Raw genomic sequence first — 14,686 nt, 5'->3', positions numbered from 1 at the left:
GGGCTGCAAAGCAGCCCCAGCAATTTGTGCTTCTGCGCTGAAATCCTGGGGCTGCTTTGCAGCCCTTTCGCGACACAAGGCCGCTCCCACATTGACCGCGTCAACCGGTAGTTTAACGGACAGGCATCTCGCGCACCGGCTTGCGGCTACGTTGTTGCTCCTCCCAGCCCTCCACCATGCCAACCGGCACATCAGCCGGTGCCAGCGGCTGGCGCCCGCGCACCAGGTCGGCGGCGCGCTCGGCCAGCATGATGGTCGGGGCGTTGAGGTTGCCATTGGGCTCGCTCGGGAACACCGAGGAGTCGATCACCCGCAGCCCCTGCAAGCCGTGTACACGCAACGCAGAGTCCACCACTGCCATGTCATCCTCGCCCATGCGGCACGAGCCGCACGGGTGCATGGTGCTTTCCATGTTGGCGCGCACGAAGGCGTCGATTTCTTCGTCGGTCTGCACCTGCGGCCCCGGCGCCAGCTCTTCGCCGCGGTAGCGGTCCATGGCCGGCTGGGCGATGATCTCGCGGGTCAGCCGCACACAGCGGCGGAAGCCCTCGCGGTCCTCTTCGCTCGCCAGGTAGTTGAAGCGGATTTGCGGGTGCTGGTAAGGGTCGGCCGACAACGCCCGCACATGGCCCCGGCTCTTGGGCTTGTTGGGCCCGGTCAGCACCATGAAACCATGCCCCTTGAAGGGCTTGTCGCCGTCGTAGCGCATCGCCGCTGGCAGGAAGTGAAACTGGATGTCCGGCCAGCGCAGGCCCTTGGACGAACGGATGAAGCCGCCCGCCTCGAAGTGGTTGCTGGCCCCCAGGCCGTCTTTGAACAGCAACCAGCGCAAGCCGATCAGGGCCTTGCCCAACAGGTTCATCTTGCCGTTGAGGGTTACCGGCTCCTTGCACGCATACTGGATGTAGATTTCCGAGTGGTCCTGCAGGTTCTCGCCCACCCCAGGCAAGTCGTGGCGCACCTCGATACCGGCGTTTTTCAGCACCGCAGCCGGGCCGATGCCGGAGCGCTGCAGCAAGTGCGGCGAACCGATCGGGCCAGACGCCACCAGCACCTCGCGGTTGCACATGACTTTGTGCGTCTGCCCGCCCTGGTCGTACTCCACGCCCACCGCCCGCTTGCCCTCCAGCAAGATGCGCCGGGTCATGGCATGGGTGATCACGGTCAGGTTCGGCCGGCTCATGGCCGGGCGCAGGTAGGCATTGGCGGTGGACCAGCGCACGCCATCCTTCACCGTCATGTGCATGGCACCAAAGCCTTCCTGCATGTAGCCGTTGCAGTCGTCGGTCTTGATGTAGCCGGCCTCGGCACCGGCTTCGATCCAGGCACCGTACAGCGGGTTTTTCATGTTGTTGCCGTTGTTGGTCGACAGCGGCCCCGCCCCGCCCCGGTAGTCGTCACCACCGAATTTGTATTGCTCGGCACGTTTGAAATACGGCAGGCAATTGCGGTAGCTCCAGTTTTTCGCGCCCAGGCTTTCCCACTCATCGAAGTCACAGGCATGGCCACGGATGTACACCAGGCCATTGATCGACGACGAACCGCCCAGCACCTTGCCCCGTGGGCAGTGCAGGCGCCGGTTGTCGAGGTGCGGCTCGGCCACGGTCTCGTAGTGCCAGTTGTATTTTTTGGTGTTCATCGGCAAGGAGAACGCACTGGGCATCTGGATCAGCACGCTGCGGTCGCTGCCGCCGAACTCCAGTACCAGTACCGAAGTCCCGGCGTCTTCGCTGAGGCGGTTGGCCAACACGCAGCCGGCCGAGCCCGCACCGATGATGATGTAGTCGTATCGCTTGGTCATTGTTCTAGTCCTGTGCGCGAAGGCCTACGGCCTCGATATTGCGTGCGTTACGCTTTGGGTAGCCGCCCCAACCCAGGCGTGCTGCCAGCAGTCGGGTCAGGCCGTAGTGCACCAGCCCGGCCAGCAGGCAGGACGGTAGCGAGGCCGTGGCGAAGGTGAAGAAGTCGGTATGGGCCAGGGTTTGCGGGTTGAACACCACCACGTAGACCGCAAAGCCCGCCACCAGCGCCACCAGCGCGACGGGGTTGAAGCCTTTGCAGTAGCGCAAGGGCGACACGCTCTGTTCGGCGTAGATATGCCGCAGGTTCAGGCGTTGCTTGCGCAGGAAGAAGTAATCGGCGATGCCGATACCGGCCAGGGCGCTGTTAAGGGCGGAGGTCCACACCAGGAAGATGAAGAAGCCATCGTAGATCCCCGGCAGCAACACCACGATAACCACCGGGATGATGCAGAACAGCGCGATCAACACCCCCCAACCCACACTGCGCAGGCGTTCGCCTGCCAGCTGGCGCAAGCCGATCACTGCGGTGTAGAGGATGTTGACCATGCCGGTCAGGTTCGCCAGCGCCAGGAAACTCAAGGCGATGATACCGAAGCCCATGCCACCGGCCAGGCGCATCCACGCCGTGGGGTCGCTGCTGCCCAGGGTGGTGGCCGCGAACAGGCTGACCGACTCACCCAGCGAAGCGGCGCCGAAGATGCCCACCAGGTTGGGCCAGAAGGCCGTACGCTGGTTGCTGCACAGGCGCGACAGGTTGCCGATGTAGGGCCACCACGAAAAGCCCGCAGCAATGTTGATTTCCACCGCGACCATGAAGTTGACGTGCGGGTTCTCGAAGGGTGGCTGCAAGGGCGGCATGGCCAGCAGTTCGTCGAGGCTGTAGCGCCGGGAAATGAAGTACATCAGTGCCAGCATGATCAGGATCAGGCTGGGTGCGATCACCGCACTCAGGCGGCGGATCATGTCCGGCCCGCGCATGGCAACCAGGGCCGCCAGCACAATGGCCAGCAAAGCCCCGGCGGTTACCAGCCAACCGTCTGCGCCGGGCTGGCGCTGTTGCACCAGGGTCTCGAGGTTGTCCAGCGCCCGCCCGCACATCAGCCCAAGCACCGCCAGCCACCCCATGGTCAGCACCACCACCGAGAGGAAGTAGACCAGGCGGCTGCCATTGAGGCCGAACATGCTGCGCAGGAAGGTGAACTGCTCGACGCCGTACTTGCCACAGGGCAGGCAGGTGGACGAGGCAGCCAGCACCACGCCGATAATGTTGCCGATGATGATCGCCGCAATCCCTTGCAAGGGCCCGACGAACAGCGCCGTGGCGCCGCCGATCAGGAACACCCAGGTGGCCACCGCCAGCGCCGAGTTGGCGTAGGCAAAGCCCCAGAAGCCCCAGACCCGCTCACCGGGTAGCAAGGGGGTGTCGCCACGTTCCGCACCCAGGCGAAACTCCTGCTCGCGGGAGGCGCTCATGGCTGGCCTCCCAGGTAGTACGCGCCAGCAATCATCACCAGCACCAGCAGGGTAAGTGCAACCACGTCAGCCGCCGTCAAGGCGCCCGGCCACTGCACACGCTTCTCCAATTCCTCGTAGGCGCACAGGCGCCTTTCCAGGTCCTGCGCACGCTCTACATCCACTTGGCTGTTCATCGGCATCACCTCGACAGGTTCTTGTTCTTGAAATTCGATGCTTGATTGAACCTGCGTCGCTCGCCAAACCTCAGCGACGCAGACAGGCCCTGAACCTCAGGGCAAGGTGATCCAGACCGCCTTGGTCTCCAGCAGAAACTCCAGTTGTTCCGCGCCCAGGTCCTTGCCATAGCCCGACTGCTTGTAGCCACCGAACGGCATGGCCGGGTCGAGGGTGCTGTGGGCGTTGACGTACACGGTACCGGCCCGCAACTGCGGGATCAGCCCGTGCACCCTGCCCAGGTCGTTGGAGTAGATCGCCGCGGCCAGGCCGAACAGCGAGTCGTTGGCCAGGGCCAGGGCCTGCTCCTGGGTATCGAACGGCTGGGTGACCAGCACCGGGCCAAAGATTTCCTCGCTGACGATGCGCATGTCGTTGCGGCAGTGGGCGAAGATTGTCGGCTGCACGTAAAAGCCCGGGCCGTCCAGCGGCTCGCCGCCATAGTGCACCTGCGCGCCTTCAGCCTTGCCCAGAGCAATGTAATCCAGCACCCGCTGCTGCTGTTGCTGCGACACCATGGGGCTGATGAAACACTCAGGGTCGAGCCCCGGGGCGATCTTCAACGTCGCGGTGTAGCGCGCCAGCGCTTCGAGAAATGCCGGGTAGACACTGCGCTCGATGTAAGCACGGGTACCGGCGTCGCACACTTGCCCGGAATTGAAGAATACGCCGTTGGCCACGGCTTGCGCCGCCGCCTCGATGTCCGCGTCGGCAAACACGATCACTGGCGACTTGCCGCCCAGTTCGAGGGTGAGGCGCTTCATCTGGTCCATCGCCGTCTTGCCCACTGTACAACCCACCGGGGTAGAGCCGGTAAAGCTCAGCTTGTCGATGCCCGGGTGGCTGGACATCGCCTGGCCGACCACGCTGCCGCGCCCGGTCACGATGTTAACCACCCCGTCGGGAATTCCTGCCGCCTGTACCAGTTCGGCAAAGCGCAGTGCCGACAGCGAGGTCAGCTCCGCCGGCTTGACCACCACGGTGCAGCCGGTGGCCAGCGCTGCGCCCAGTTTCCAGGCCATGGTTTGCAGCGGGAAATTCCACGGCACGATGGCGCCGACCACCCCTACCGCTTCCTTGCGGGTGTATGCCAGGTAATTGCCTGGTAGCGAAGGCTCGACGGTGCGGCCATGAATCTTGCTGGCCCAACCGGCGAAATAGCGCAGGGTGTCGACCGTGCCCTGAATGTCGACAGCACGCGCCTGCACCACCGACTTGCCCATGTCGATGGCTTCGATCTGCGCCAGTTCGTCGCCGTGGGTTTCGATCAGGTCGGCCAGGCGATGGATCAGGCGTTCGCGCTCCAGCGGTTTCAGCTGGCTCCAGGCGCCACCGTCGAACTGCGCACGCGCGGCGCGCACCGCACGGTCAAGGTCATCTGCGGTACCCATGGGGATGCGCGTCAGTACCCCTTCGGTAGAGGGCTCGACCACCTCGGCGCTGCCACCGTCGCTGGCTTCCAGCCAGGCACCCCCAATGAACATGCGCTGCGGCTTGCTGAGAAAGCGCTGGGTCGCCTCGCTAACACCAAAGGCCTGCAAATAGGCTTTTACCTTGTTGTCCACAGTACAGTCTCCGGGTCAGCGGGCTTTGGCGCGCGCGTGGAAAATGAAGCCGATGCTGTTCATCAGCAGTTGCGCGGCAAGGATCGAGGTCATGCCGGTGGGGTCGTAGGCCGGGGCCACTTCGACCAGGTCCATACCGACACTGCGGCCGTGGCTGCGCTTGGCCAGCGCCTGGATGATTTCCAGTACTTCGTAGTAAAGGAACCCGCCATGGCTCGGCGTGCCGGTGCCAGGGGCAATGGAGGGGTCGAAGCCGTCGATGTCGATGGTGATGTAGTAGTTGCGCCCTTCCGGGATTTTCGCCAGCACCCCCTCGCAGCCCAGGCGGCGTACGTCACGTACCGAAAGAATCTGCGAGCCGGCCTCGCGAGCGGCGTCGTAGTCGTCGCGGTTGGATGACGACACGTTGCGGATACCCATCTGGGTCATGCCGACGATGTGATCCAGCTCCGAGGCGCGGCGCAGTGGGCTGCCGTGGCCATAGCGCACGCCATGGCGCTCGTCGACGAAGTCCAGGTGGGCATCGAAATGCACGATGTGGATCGGCCCGTGGCCTTCGAACGCCTTGATCACCGGGGCATGCACCGAATGGTCACCGCCCAGTACCACCGGCATGGCGCCGGCTGCGAGGATCTGCCTGACGGCCGCCTCGATGTTGGCGTTGCTGCTGACCATGTCGGTGTGCACGATGTCGGCATCGCCCACATCGACCATGCGCACCTGGTCTTCGGTCAGGTAGGTGGCGTCATCCTCGAAGTCGTAGGCACCGGCATGGCCGAAGGAAAACAGGGTGGAGGCCTCGCGAATGCCACGCGGCCCGAAACGCGCCCCTGAACGCCACTGGGTGCCCATGTCGTTGGGCGCGCCCAAAATCGCCACGTCGGCGTCGATAGCCTCCCAGTCGGTGCATACCGGCGCCTTGGCGAACGTGCAATGGCCCACGAAGGGCAGGTTCAGGCGGCCGGACTCATAACCGTGTTTTGCCATGTTCTGGTTTCTCCACTTCTTGTTGTATGTCAGGAGACGGGGCGACTGCTCGACCACCGTTGCAGCCACTATGGCAACCACCGGGGCAGAGAAAAATGCGCAAGTGCAGATACATACATCGCCCCTTCCGATGTATCCGAAGGCGATACGGGCGGGCAACGCCAGGCATTGCAGCGGCCTGGCACTCATGGTTAGCTTGCGCAACAAGAACAATGCACGGGCGCTCATATCAGCACGGGCGATGTGAGGCCCGGCCGGGAGGCTAAGGTGATCCAGCTGCACGATGTCGACCTGAAGCTGCTCAGGGTATTCACCACTATCGTCCGGTGCGGCGGCTTTTCTGCCGCGCAGGCGGCACTCAATGCCGGCCAGTCGACCATCAGCGAACAGATGACGCACCTGGAAACCCGCCTGGGGGTCAAGCTGTGCCAACGCGGGCGCAGCGGCTTTCGCCTGACCGAGCAAGGGGTGGCGATCCATGAGGCAACCTTGCGCTTGCTCAGTGCCGTGGAGAGCTTTTGCCTGGACGCCGACGTGCTCAAGCAGCACATCAGCGGCAAGCTCAACCTGGGCATCATCGACTCCACCCTGACCGACCCCGTCTCGCCGCTACCGCGCACCACCCAGCGCTTTGTTTCACGCGGGCACGATGCCCACCTGCACATCTACATCGGTGCCCCGGCAGAACTCGAAGAGCGCGTGCTGGATGGCAGGCTGCACCTGGCCATCGGCCATTTCCCACTACGGGTGGCTGGCTTGTCTTACCTGCCGCTGTATGACGAGGCCCTGGGGCTTTACTGTGGCCGGCGCCACCCGTTGTTCGCCAGCAATGCAGCCAACGGCCGGCTGATGGAAGACGTGCGCCAGAGCCGTATCGTGGTGCGTGGCTACATGCAGCAGTACGACCTGGAGCAACTGGGCATCGCCAAGGCCGACGCAACGGTGGAGAACATCGAGGCAGCGGCGATCCTGATCATTTCCGGGGCCTACATCGGTTTTTTGCCCGAGCACTTTGCCGAGCAGTGGGTCAAGACGGGCGAAATGCGTCGCCTGGGGGCCAGCACGCTGAACCTCAGCTCACCCTTCGAAGTGGTGACCCGGCGCGGAGTGTCGCGCCCGCCCATCCTGCAGGCCTTTCTGGAGGACCTGGCGGCCTGCACCAGCCAGCCTGGGGTGCCATGAGCCGCAGGCTCAGCCGGCTTGGGCCAGCTGCACCTGCAGAAACACCATCAATGCCCCTGCCGCAGGTGACAAGCTGCGCCCCTTGCGGGTGAGCATGCCGATATGCCGCTCGACCTTGGGCTCCACAAGCGGTACGAACGCCAGCTTTTCGTTCTCCTGCGGAAAGGCGAGGTACGGCAGCGTGCTGATCCCCACCCCCTCCTCCAGCATGGCGATCAACGAAATCATGTTGGAAATGAACAGCCGGCTGTGCGTCAGCAACCCCTCGGCCTCGGTGCCGGCCAGCAGTTGCGAGGTGCCATTGCGAATCATCGGCTCGCCCTGCAACTGCGCCCAGTGCAGGGCATCACCCGCCTGCGCCAACGGGTGGTCACTGCGGCACACGACGCCCACCTGATCATTCACGATCGGGGCGAATTCGAGCTGCTCATCGTCCACCCACAGGCTGCTGATGCCGAAATCCACCTGCCCTTGGGCCAGCAACTGCTGCACACGTTCGGCCGTGCCATCCTGGATGCTGACCTGTACGTTCGGGTGCGCGGCCACGAAGCGGGCCAGCGGCCCTGGCAGCATGCGGCTGGCCACTGAAGGCACGGTGGCGATGCTGACCTGGCCGATTTCATGCCGGGCAAGCAGCGTGGCTTCACGGGCAATGCGGTCATGGTGCTCGATCAAGCCGCGAAACAACGGCAGGCAATGCTCGCCGAATGGCGTCAGCTCTACCCGCCCCCCACCCTTCTCGACCAGTGCCTGCCCCAGCTTTTGCTCCAGCTCACGCACGGCCAGGGATATCGCCGGCTGGGTGCGAAAGGCCTGTCGGGCGGCCGCATGGAAGCTCTTGAGTTCAGCGACCAGTACGAAGTAGCGCAACTGGGCGATCTTCAGCTCGGGCAACATGGTTAGCATTCCTTATCAAAGCATTTTTTTTATTAATTTTTATTTGCTGCATATTGCTCGCATCATGAATGCCATGCAAACAGAGGCGTTCATCCATGTCACACAAGCCCTACAACAACTACATTGATGGCCAGTGGTGCGAAGGCCACACCACCCTGGGCAACTACAGCCCCTCGGACACCGGCGACCTGATCGGGCAGTATCAGCAGGCCAGCGCCGAACAGGTCCGCCAGGCCATCCAGGCCGCCCGTGCCGCACAGCCCCTGTGGGCCGCCAGCGGCCTGGAAGCCCGCCAGCAAGTGCTGATGGCCATCGGCGATGAACTGATTGCGCGCAAGCAGGAGCTCGGCGAGCTGCTCTCGCGAGAAGAAGGCAAGCCCCTGGCCGAAGGCATCGGCGAGGTCAACCGCAGCGGCCAGTTCTTCCATTACTACGCCGCCGAAGTACTGCGCCAGATGGGCGAGACCGCCGCCTCGGTGCGCGCCGGGATCGACATCGAAGTGCATCGCGAACCGGTGGGTGTGGTGGGCATCATTACCCCGTGGAACTTCCCCATGGCCACCGCCGCCTGGAAAATCGCCCCGGCCCTGGCCTTCGGCAACGCCGTGGTGTTCAAGCCGGCCAACCTGGTGCCGGCCAGCGCCTGGGCACTCACCGAGATCATCAGCCGCCAGAGCCTGCCCAGCGGCACCTTCAACCTGGTGATGGGCAGCGGCGCCGACGTCGGCGAGGCGCTGGTGCAGTCCGCTGACATCGATGCCCTGACGTTCACCGGTTCGCTGCAGACTGGCCGGCGCGTGGCGGTCGCCACCGCAGGTAACCTGGTGCGCTGCCAGCTGGAAATGGGCAGCAAGAATGCCTTGGTGGTCATGGATGACGCCGACCTCGAACTGGCCGTGGAATGCGCCCTCAACGGCGCCTTCTTCGGCACCGGGCAGAAGTGCACCGCGTCTTCACGGCTGATCGTGTGCGACGCCATCCACGACCGTTTCGTCGAGGCCCTGCGCCAGCGCATGCGCCAGCTCAAGGTCGGCCATGCCCTGGAGGCCGGCGTGCAGATCGGCCCGGTTGCCGACGCGCGCCAGCTGGAACAGAACCTGGCCTACCTGCAACTGGCGCAGGCCGAAGGCGCCACCCTGATCGAAGGTGGCGAACGCCTGCAACTGGAGAGCGACGGCTACTACATGCGCCCGGCGCTGTTCATCGACAGCCGCAACGACATGCGCATCAACCGCGAGGAGGTGTTCGGCCCCATCGCGTGCGTGATCCGCGTACGTGACTTCGAAGAGGCGCTGGCCACGCTCAACGACACCGAATACGGCCTTACCGCCGGCATCATCACCCAGTCGCTGCGCCACGCCAGCCACTTCAAGCGCCGTGCCCAGACCGGCTGCGTGATGGTCAACCTCCCGACCGCCGGTACCGACTACCACGTGCCGTTCGGCGGCCGCAAAGCTTCGAGTTTCGGCCCACGGGAGCAGGGCCAGTACGCCCGTGCCTTCTACACCGTGGTCAAGACCACCTACCTGCGGCCCTGAAGGAGTACACGCCATGCATGACCTTTTGATGATCGACGGCCTGCAGTACTCCAACTGGAGCCCGGAAATTTTCCAGCAGATGCAGGCCGGTGGCCTGAGTGCGGTACACGCCACCATCGCCTACCACGAAAACGCCCGCGAAACCCTGTCACGCCTGGGTGAATGGAACCGCCGCTTCGAGACCTGGCCCGAGCTGATCCGCCCGGTGCGCACGGCCAGCGACATCCGCCTGGCGCACGAGGAAGGCCGGGTGGGGATTTTCTTCGGTTTCCAGAACTGCTCGCCGATCGAGGACGACATCGCCCTGGTGGAGGTCTTCCGCCAGCTCGGGGTGTTTGTCATGCAACTGACCTACAACAACCAGAGCCTGCTGGCCAGCGGCTGCTATGAGCGCGAAGACAACGGCATCAGCCGCTTTGGCCGCCAGGTGATCGCCGAAATGAACCGGGTCGGCATGCTCATCGACATGTCCCACAGCGCCGAGCGCAGCACCCTGGAGGCGATCGAGCTGTCCAGCCGACCGGTGATCATCTCCCACGCCAACCCGGCCAGCTTCCACGCCGCCAAACGCAACAAGTCCGATGCGGTGCTGCGCGGGATCGCAGCATCAGGTGGGCTGCTGGGCTTCAGCACCTACCCGTTCCACCTCAAGGGTGCTTCGCAGTGCAGCCTGGAAAGCTTCTGCGACATGGTCGCGCGCACCGCCGACCTGATGGGCGTGGCGCATATCGGCATCGGCACCGACTTGTGCCAGGCGCAACCGCTGGCCGTGCTGGAATGGATGCGCAACGGCCGCTGGAGCAAGGACAAGGACTACGGCGAAGGCTCCAAGGACAACGCCAACTGGCCGGCGCCCTTGCAGTGGTTCCGCGACAGCCGCGATTTCGGCAACATCGCCCAGGGCCTGCGCGCCCGTGGCTTTGCCGAACAGGACGTGGCCAACATCATGGGGCTGAACTGGTTGCGCCTGCTGGAAACCGCCACCACGGCACAGGCCTGAGCCCCTTGCACGGACAGCATCAACAATAACAACAATCGCAGGTTCCGGAGGCTTCATGAAAAACCCAACCACCCTGCAGGCTGAAGGCCAGGCCATGGGCCTGCCAATGGCACGCGACATCGACTGGCCATTGTTCCTGATCAGCGGCGGCTTCCTCGGCGCCTTCCTGCTGGCGGCGCTGATCGACATCGACAGCGTGTCGGCGCTGGTCAACACGCTGTTCGCCTGGTCGACCAGGTTCTTTGGCCTCTACTGGCAAGTGCTGATGCTGGCAACCTTCGCCGTCAGCCTGTTCATCGGCTTTTCCAGAAGCGGGCGCGTACGCCTGGGCGGCGTTACCCAACGCCCCGACATCAGCACCTTCAACTGGATCGCCGTCATCATGTGCGCCCTGCTGGCAGGTGGCGGCGCCTTCTGGGCCGCTGCCGAACCCTTGATGCACTTTGCCAGCCCGCCGCCCTTCTTCGCCGGCCTGCAACCGCACAGCGAAGCTGCAGCGACCGCGGCACTGGCGCAATCGTTCGTGCACTGGGGCTTTCTGGCCTGGGCCGTGCTGGGCAGCCTGCTGGCGATCGTGCTGATGCACCTGCACTACGACAAAGGCCTGCCGCTGGCGCCGCGCACCCTGCTTTACCCGCTGTTCGGCGAGCGGGCGCTCAAAGGCCCGATCGGCACCCTGGCCGACGCCAGCTCGATCATCGCCGTGGTGGCCGGCACCATCGGCCCGATCGGCTTTCTCGGCCTGCAGATCAGCAGCGCCATGCATGCGGTGTGGGGCTTGCCTAACGATATCGTCACCCAGTCGCTGACCATTGTGCTGGTCACGGCCATGTACACCGTCTCGTGCCTGGTGGGCCTCAAAGGCATCCGCTTTGTCAGCGAGATCAACGTCTGGCTGATGATCGGCCTGGCGCTGTTCATGGTGGTGTTCGGGCCGACGCTGTTCATCCTCGGCGGTTTCCCGGCGGCCTTTGCCCTGCATGTGGAACACTTCCTGCCGATGGCAATGTTCCGCGCCGACCCCAAGTGGCTGGACTGGTGGACGGTGTTCTACTGGGGCTGGTTCATCGGCTACGCGCCTATGGTGGCACTGTACGTCGCGCGGATCTCGCGCGGCCGCACCATTCGCGAGATCATCATGACACTGTCGATCATCGCGCCGCTGGTGACCATGTTCTGGTTCACCGTGGTCGGCGGCACCGGTATCGGCCTGGAGCTGCAAACGCCAGGCATCGTCACCGCCCATGGCGCCCAGCCCGAAGACCTGCTGCTGGGGGTGACGCAGAACCTGCCACTGGGAGGCCTGATCAGCGCGTTGTTCCTGTTCCTGAGCTTCATCTCGGTGGCCACCAATGGCGACGCCATGGCCTTCACCGTGGCGCTGGCGATGTCCAGCAACGATAAACCCAAGAAATGGCTGTGCGGTTTCTGGGCCATCGGCATGGGCCTGGCGGCGGTGGTACTGATCACCATCGGCGCAGGCGGTGTGACGGCCCTGCAGTCCTTCATTGTCATTACCGCAGTGCCGGTGTCGCTGGTGATCCTGCCAGCGTTGTGGGATGCAGTGCGCATCGCCCGGCACATGGCCCGCGAACAAGGCGTCTGAACATGATCCATCCAGGTACAACAACAATGTCCGCCAACGTGCCTGCAATACCGGTGTTGCGCCCTGCCAGCCAGGTCATGGACCTGGCCCGGCTGGGCAGCCACTTCCAGAGCCCGCTGAGCTTCGTGCGCAGCAGCATGCGCCGGATGATGCAGCAGCACTGGCGCATCCAGCGCTGTTGCTTCGACCTTGACGGCCAAGGCTTCGGCACCGCGATCTACCGCATCGACACGCCGAATGGCCATTACCACTGCGTGATCTTCTCGGCCTACCTGCCGCCAGAAAAGCGCAGCGACCGGGTGATCGCCGACCAGTGGGACGTCACCTTCGTGCTGGTCAATGGCGATGTCGATGCGGCGCAACTGGCCGACCTGCAGCGCAACGTGCCGCTGCAGGAGGCTGGCCGCTTCGATGCCCGCGTGCTGGTGCTGTCACGGGCCAACCGTAGCTTGCGCAATTTCGACCGGTTTCTGACGGCGCTGGCGCAAGGCCGCCAGCCCGACCCACAGCAACTGGCTGAAGTCGGCTACCTGTATCGCACCACTGCGGTTTACGGCAACGGCAAGTTCGGCATCGCCGACTTTGGCTGCCTGCAAGACAACCCGGACTTCAACCAGCCGTTCAGCGCGCAGATGTTCACGGTCTACCTGCTGCGCCACTTCAGCATCGAGCAGATCAGCCACATGGCCCAGGCACTCGACCCACAGCGGGCAGTGCAACTGGCGCCGGCCCTGCAACGCTACCTGGGGGTCGGCAACGCGACCGGGCTGGGCATGGCACCGTTCCTGATCAACCACCCGCAACTGGTGGAACGCTGGATCCACACGCGGGAAACGGCACTGGCCGTGGTGTTGGCGCAGGCGGCCGAACCTGACCAGCTGGCGCGCCTGCAGGGCTTGCTGGCGCGGGCCCGCGTGCACGTGATCCAGACTCAGACCGAAGACCAGCGCCAGCATGAGCAGAACCGGCAAACCGTGACCGAGCTTGCGTTGGTGGCCACCTGGCTAGACGCGCAAGCCGCCGGCGAGGGCCTTTGGCCGCGTTTGCAGGCCTGGGCGCAGGCGCACACCGGGGTGGGCTGCCAGGAGCTGCTGGCAAGCTTGCTGCTGGAGCTGTACCCGGCGCAGGTCACGCCCCTGGCCGAGCACATGGGTGTCAACGAAAGCTGGCAGCTGGATGCCCAAATGCCCCTTGAGCAACTGCGCCAGCTGATAGAGCAGCAGTACGGCTGGGCGCTGGGCTACGACTTCGGTGCGGTGGATGCCGAGCACTTCTTCTGGTACCGCTCGGCCGAAAAAGAGGAGCCGCGCCTGGGCATGCGCGCCGAGGAACCGGGGGCCGACAAAGAAATGCAGCTGGGCATTGCCCGCAATCTCCAGCAGTGCCATGCCGCGCTGCTGCAACACCTGCTGCTAGAGCCTCAGGCATTGACCGCGCACTTCCTGATCGCGCAACCGGCGTTCAAAGGCACAGTGCGCCGCCTGCAAGGCATGGCACAGACTGCCTACGGTGAAATCCGCGCCAACCTGTTGGCCCGGGACATGCTGCCGATTCACCTGTTGCGCTGCAAACTGGCGTTTTTCGGCGCGGGCAAGTTCGACCCCAAGTCCAGCCGCTGGGTACGTATTACCCTGTTCCAAGGCGCACCGTTGGTGAGTGACATCGGCCAGCCGTTCGCAGACGACTGGAATTTTGCGGTCATGCCGCAAGGGGAGCTTTGACCATGCGCGTATCGCTGAACGAAATACAGGTGATGTGCCGCAAGGCATTCGAAGGCATGGGCTTTGCCGCTGGCGACTGCGAGGATGCCGCCGAGCTGGTGGGCTGGCTGCAACTGCAGGGTCTGGATGGCGTCGGTGCGCTGGAAAAAGCCCTGCTCTACCTGCAAGCCGAAGCTGCCCAGCCGTACACCCTGTGCCATGAGGATAGCGCCCTGCTGGTAATCGACGCCAAAGGCCAGAGCGTGCTGCGCTGCGCTGCGACAGTGGTGGAGCTGGCGGCAGCCAAGGCCATGCGCCGTGGTCAGGCCGAACTGCGCATCCGGCACTGCCACAACCGCTTGCTGCTGCTGGGGTACCTGAGCCGCGCAGCGGTGCTGGGGCTGCACGTGCAAGCCCGCTGGGAAGACGCCCGTCAGTGCCACATGGCCGACTTTACCGCCGGCGTCCAGCGCCCGGACCTGCGCAGCGAAGGCCGGCCCGGCGCCATGGATGCGGCCGAGCAAAGCGTCACGGTGCTGTTCAGCCGGCCTGGCCAGACCGCACCGGCGTGCGCCCCTGCGCAGAGCACCTTGCAGCAAGGCTTTACAGTCAACGAACGCACCTGGCAACGGCTCAAGCAGCTGGCCGAAAACATCCTCGTCGAAAGCACCGATACCTCGCGCCGCCATGGCGCAGGCGGCGGCAGCGATGCTGACTGAA

12 protein-coding genes are annotated in these 14,686 nt (G+C 64.4%); 6 read left to right on the top strand and 6 right to left on the bottom strand.

What is annotated here, in order from left to right; genetic code table 11:
• Positions 1–112: 112 nt before the first annotated feature.
• From betA to speB, 5 genes are all read right to left on the bottom strand, one after another.
• Positions 113–1,801, bottom strand: coding sequence for a choline dehydrogenase (gene betA / locus ACK1VC_RS19875; RefSeq protein ID WP_016486212.1), 1,689 nt, complete (start codon positions 1,799–1,801; stop codon positions 113–115).
• 4 nt (positions 1,802–1,805) lie between these two features.
• Positions 1,806–3,275, bottom strand: a complete 1,470-nt coding sequence (locus ACK1VC_RS19870) for a cytosine permease (RefSeq protein ID WP_096425958.1) — start codon at positions 3,273–3,275, stop codon at positions 1,806–1,808.
• Complete coding sequence (locus tag ACK1VC_RS19865; protein ID WP_016500197.1) at positions 3,272–3,451, bottom strand: hypothetical protein; 180 nt, start codon at positions 3,449–3,451, stop codon at positions 3,272–3,274. The genes ACK1VC_RS19870 and ACK1VC_RS19865 overlap by 4 nt, the downstream gene beginning before the upstream one ends.
• 96 nt (positions 3,452–3,547) lie before the next feature.
• A complete protein-coding gene (locus ACK1VC_RS19860) occupies positions 3,548–5,056 on the bottom strand; it encodes an aldehyde dehydrogenase family protein (protein ID WP_060516744.1) in 1,509 nt (502 codons plus the stop codon).
• Between the two features lie 15 nt (positions 5,057–5,071).
• Positions 5,072–6,043 (bottom strand): agmatinase, encoded by a 972-nt coding sequence (gene speB / locus ACK1VC_RS19855; protein ID WP_449118023.1) that lies wholly within the window; start codon positions 6,041–6,043, stop codon positions 5,072–5,074.
• 267 nt (positions 6,044–6,310) lie between these two features.
• Between speB and ACK1VC_RS19850 the strand changes: the two genes are divergently transcribed.
• Complete coding sequence (locus tag ACK1VC_RS19850; RefSeq protein ID WP_095114916.1) at positions 6,311–7,225, top strand: LysR family transcriptional regulator; 915 nt, start codon at positions 6,311–6,313, stop codon at positions 7,223–7,225.
• A 9-nt stretch (positions 7,226–7,234) separates the two neighbouring features.
• Here the strand turns inward: ACK1VC_RS19850 and ACK1VC_RS19845 are convergent, their stop codons facing one another.
• Positions 7,235–8,122: a LysR substrate-binding domain-containing protein gene (locus tag ACK1VC_RS19845; RefSeq protein ID WP_191087528.1), complete on the bottom strand. Its 888-nt coding sequence runs from the start codon at positions 8,120–8,122 to the stop codon at positions 7,235–7,237.
• 95 nt (positions 8,123–8,217) lie between these two features.
• Between ACK1VC_RS19845 and ACK1VC_RS19840 the strand changes: the two genes are divergently transcribed.
• Genes ACK1VC_RS19840 through ACK1VC_RS19820 form a run of 5 tightly spaced genes read left to right on the top strand, consistent with a single transcriptional unit; the run spans position 8,218 to position 14,685 of the window.
• A complete protein-coding gene (locus tag ACK1VC_RS19840; RefSeq protein WP_449118022.1) occupies positions 8,218–9,660 on the top strand; it encodes an aldehyde dehydrogenase family protein in 1,443 nt (480 codons plus the stop codon).
• Positions 9,661–9,673: 13 nt separating this feature from the next.
• A complete protein-coding gene (locus ACK1VC_RS19835) occupies positions 9,674–10,660 on the top strand; it encodes a dipeptidase (protein ID WP_016486203.1) in 987 nt (328 codons plus the stop codon).
• A 55-nt stretch (positions 10,661–10,715) separates the two neighbouring features.
• Entirely contained in the window at positions 10,716–12,266 is a 1,551-nt protein-coding gene (locus tag ACK1VC_RS19830) for a BCCT family transporter (protein WP_016486202.1), read from the top strand.
• A 26-nt stretch (positions 12,267–12,292) separates the two neighbouring features.
• Positions 12,293–13,987, top strand: a complete 1,695-nt coding sequence (locus tag ACK1VC_RS19825) for a hypothetical protein (RefSeq protein WP_191087527.1) — start codon at positions 12,293–12,295, stop codon at positions 13,985–13,987.
• Between the two features lie 2 nt (positions 13,988–13,989).
• On the top strand, positions 13,990–14,685 hold the full coding sequence (locus tag ACK1VC_RS19820) for a DUF3726 domain-containing protein (RefSeq protein WP_016486200.1): 696 nt from the start codon (positions 13,990–13,992) through the stop codon (positions 14,683–14,685).
• The last annotated feature ends 1 nt before the right edge of the window (position 14,686 follow it).

This window comes from Pseudomonas sp. XP2 (genome assembly GCF_053557975.1).
This window is presented reverse-complemented; position numbering and strand designations above follow the sequence as displayed.

Bases quoted from the DNA above. Each gene is read 5' to 3' on its own strand.
- betA (WP_016486212.1), bottom strand. From the start codon at position 1,801: ATGACCAAGCGATACGACTACATCATCATCGGTGCGGGCTCGGCCGGC.
- ACK1VC_RS19870 (WP_096425958.1), bottom strand. From the start codon at position 3,275: ATGAGCGCCTCCCGCGAGCAGGAGTTTCGCCTGGGTGCGGAACGTGGC.
- ACK1VC_RS19865 (WP_016500197.1), bottom strand. From the start codon at position 3,451: ATGAACAGCCAAGTGGATGTAGAGCGTGCGCAGGACCTGGAAAGGCGC.
- speB (WP_449118023.1), bottom strand. From the start codon at position 6,043: ATGGCAAAACACGGTTATGAGTCCGGCCGCCTGAACCTGCCCTTCGTG.
- ACK1VC_RS19845 (WP_191087528.1), bottom strand. From the start codon at position 8,122: ATGTTGCCCGAGCTGAAGATCGCCCAGTTGCGCTACTTCGTACTGGTC.
- ACK1VC_RS19840 (WP_449118022.1), top strand. From the start codon at position 8,218: ATGTCACACAAGCCCTACAACAACTACATTGATGGCCAGTGGTGCGAA.
- ACK1VC_RS19835 (WP_016486203.1), top strand. From the start codon at position 9,674: ATGCATGACCTTTTGATGATCGACGGCCTGCAGTACTCCAACTGGAGC.
- ACK1VC_RS19830 (WP_016486202.1), top strand. From the start codon at position 10,716: ATGAAAAACCCAACCACCCTGCAGGCTGAAGGCCAGGCCATGGGCCTG.
- ACK1VC_RS19825 (WP_191087527.1), top strand. From the start codon at position 12,293: ATGTCCGCCAACGTGCCTGCAATACCGGTGTTGCGCCCTGCCAGCCAG.
- ACK1VC_RS19820 (WP_016486200.1), top strand. From the start codon at position 13,990: ATGCGCGTATCGCTGAACGAAATACAGGTGATGTGCCGCAAGGCATTC.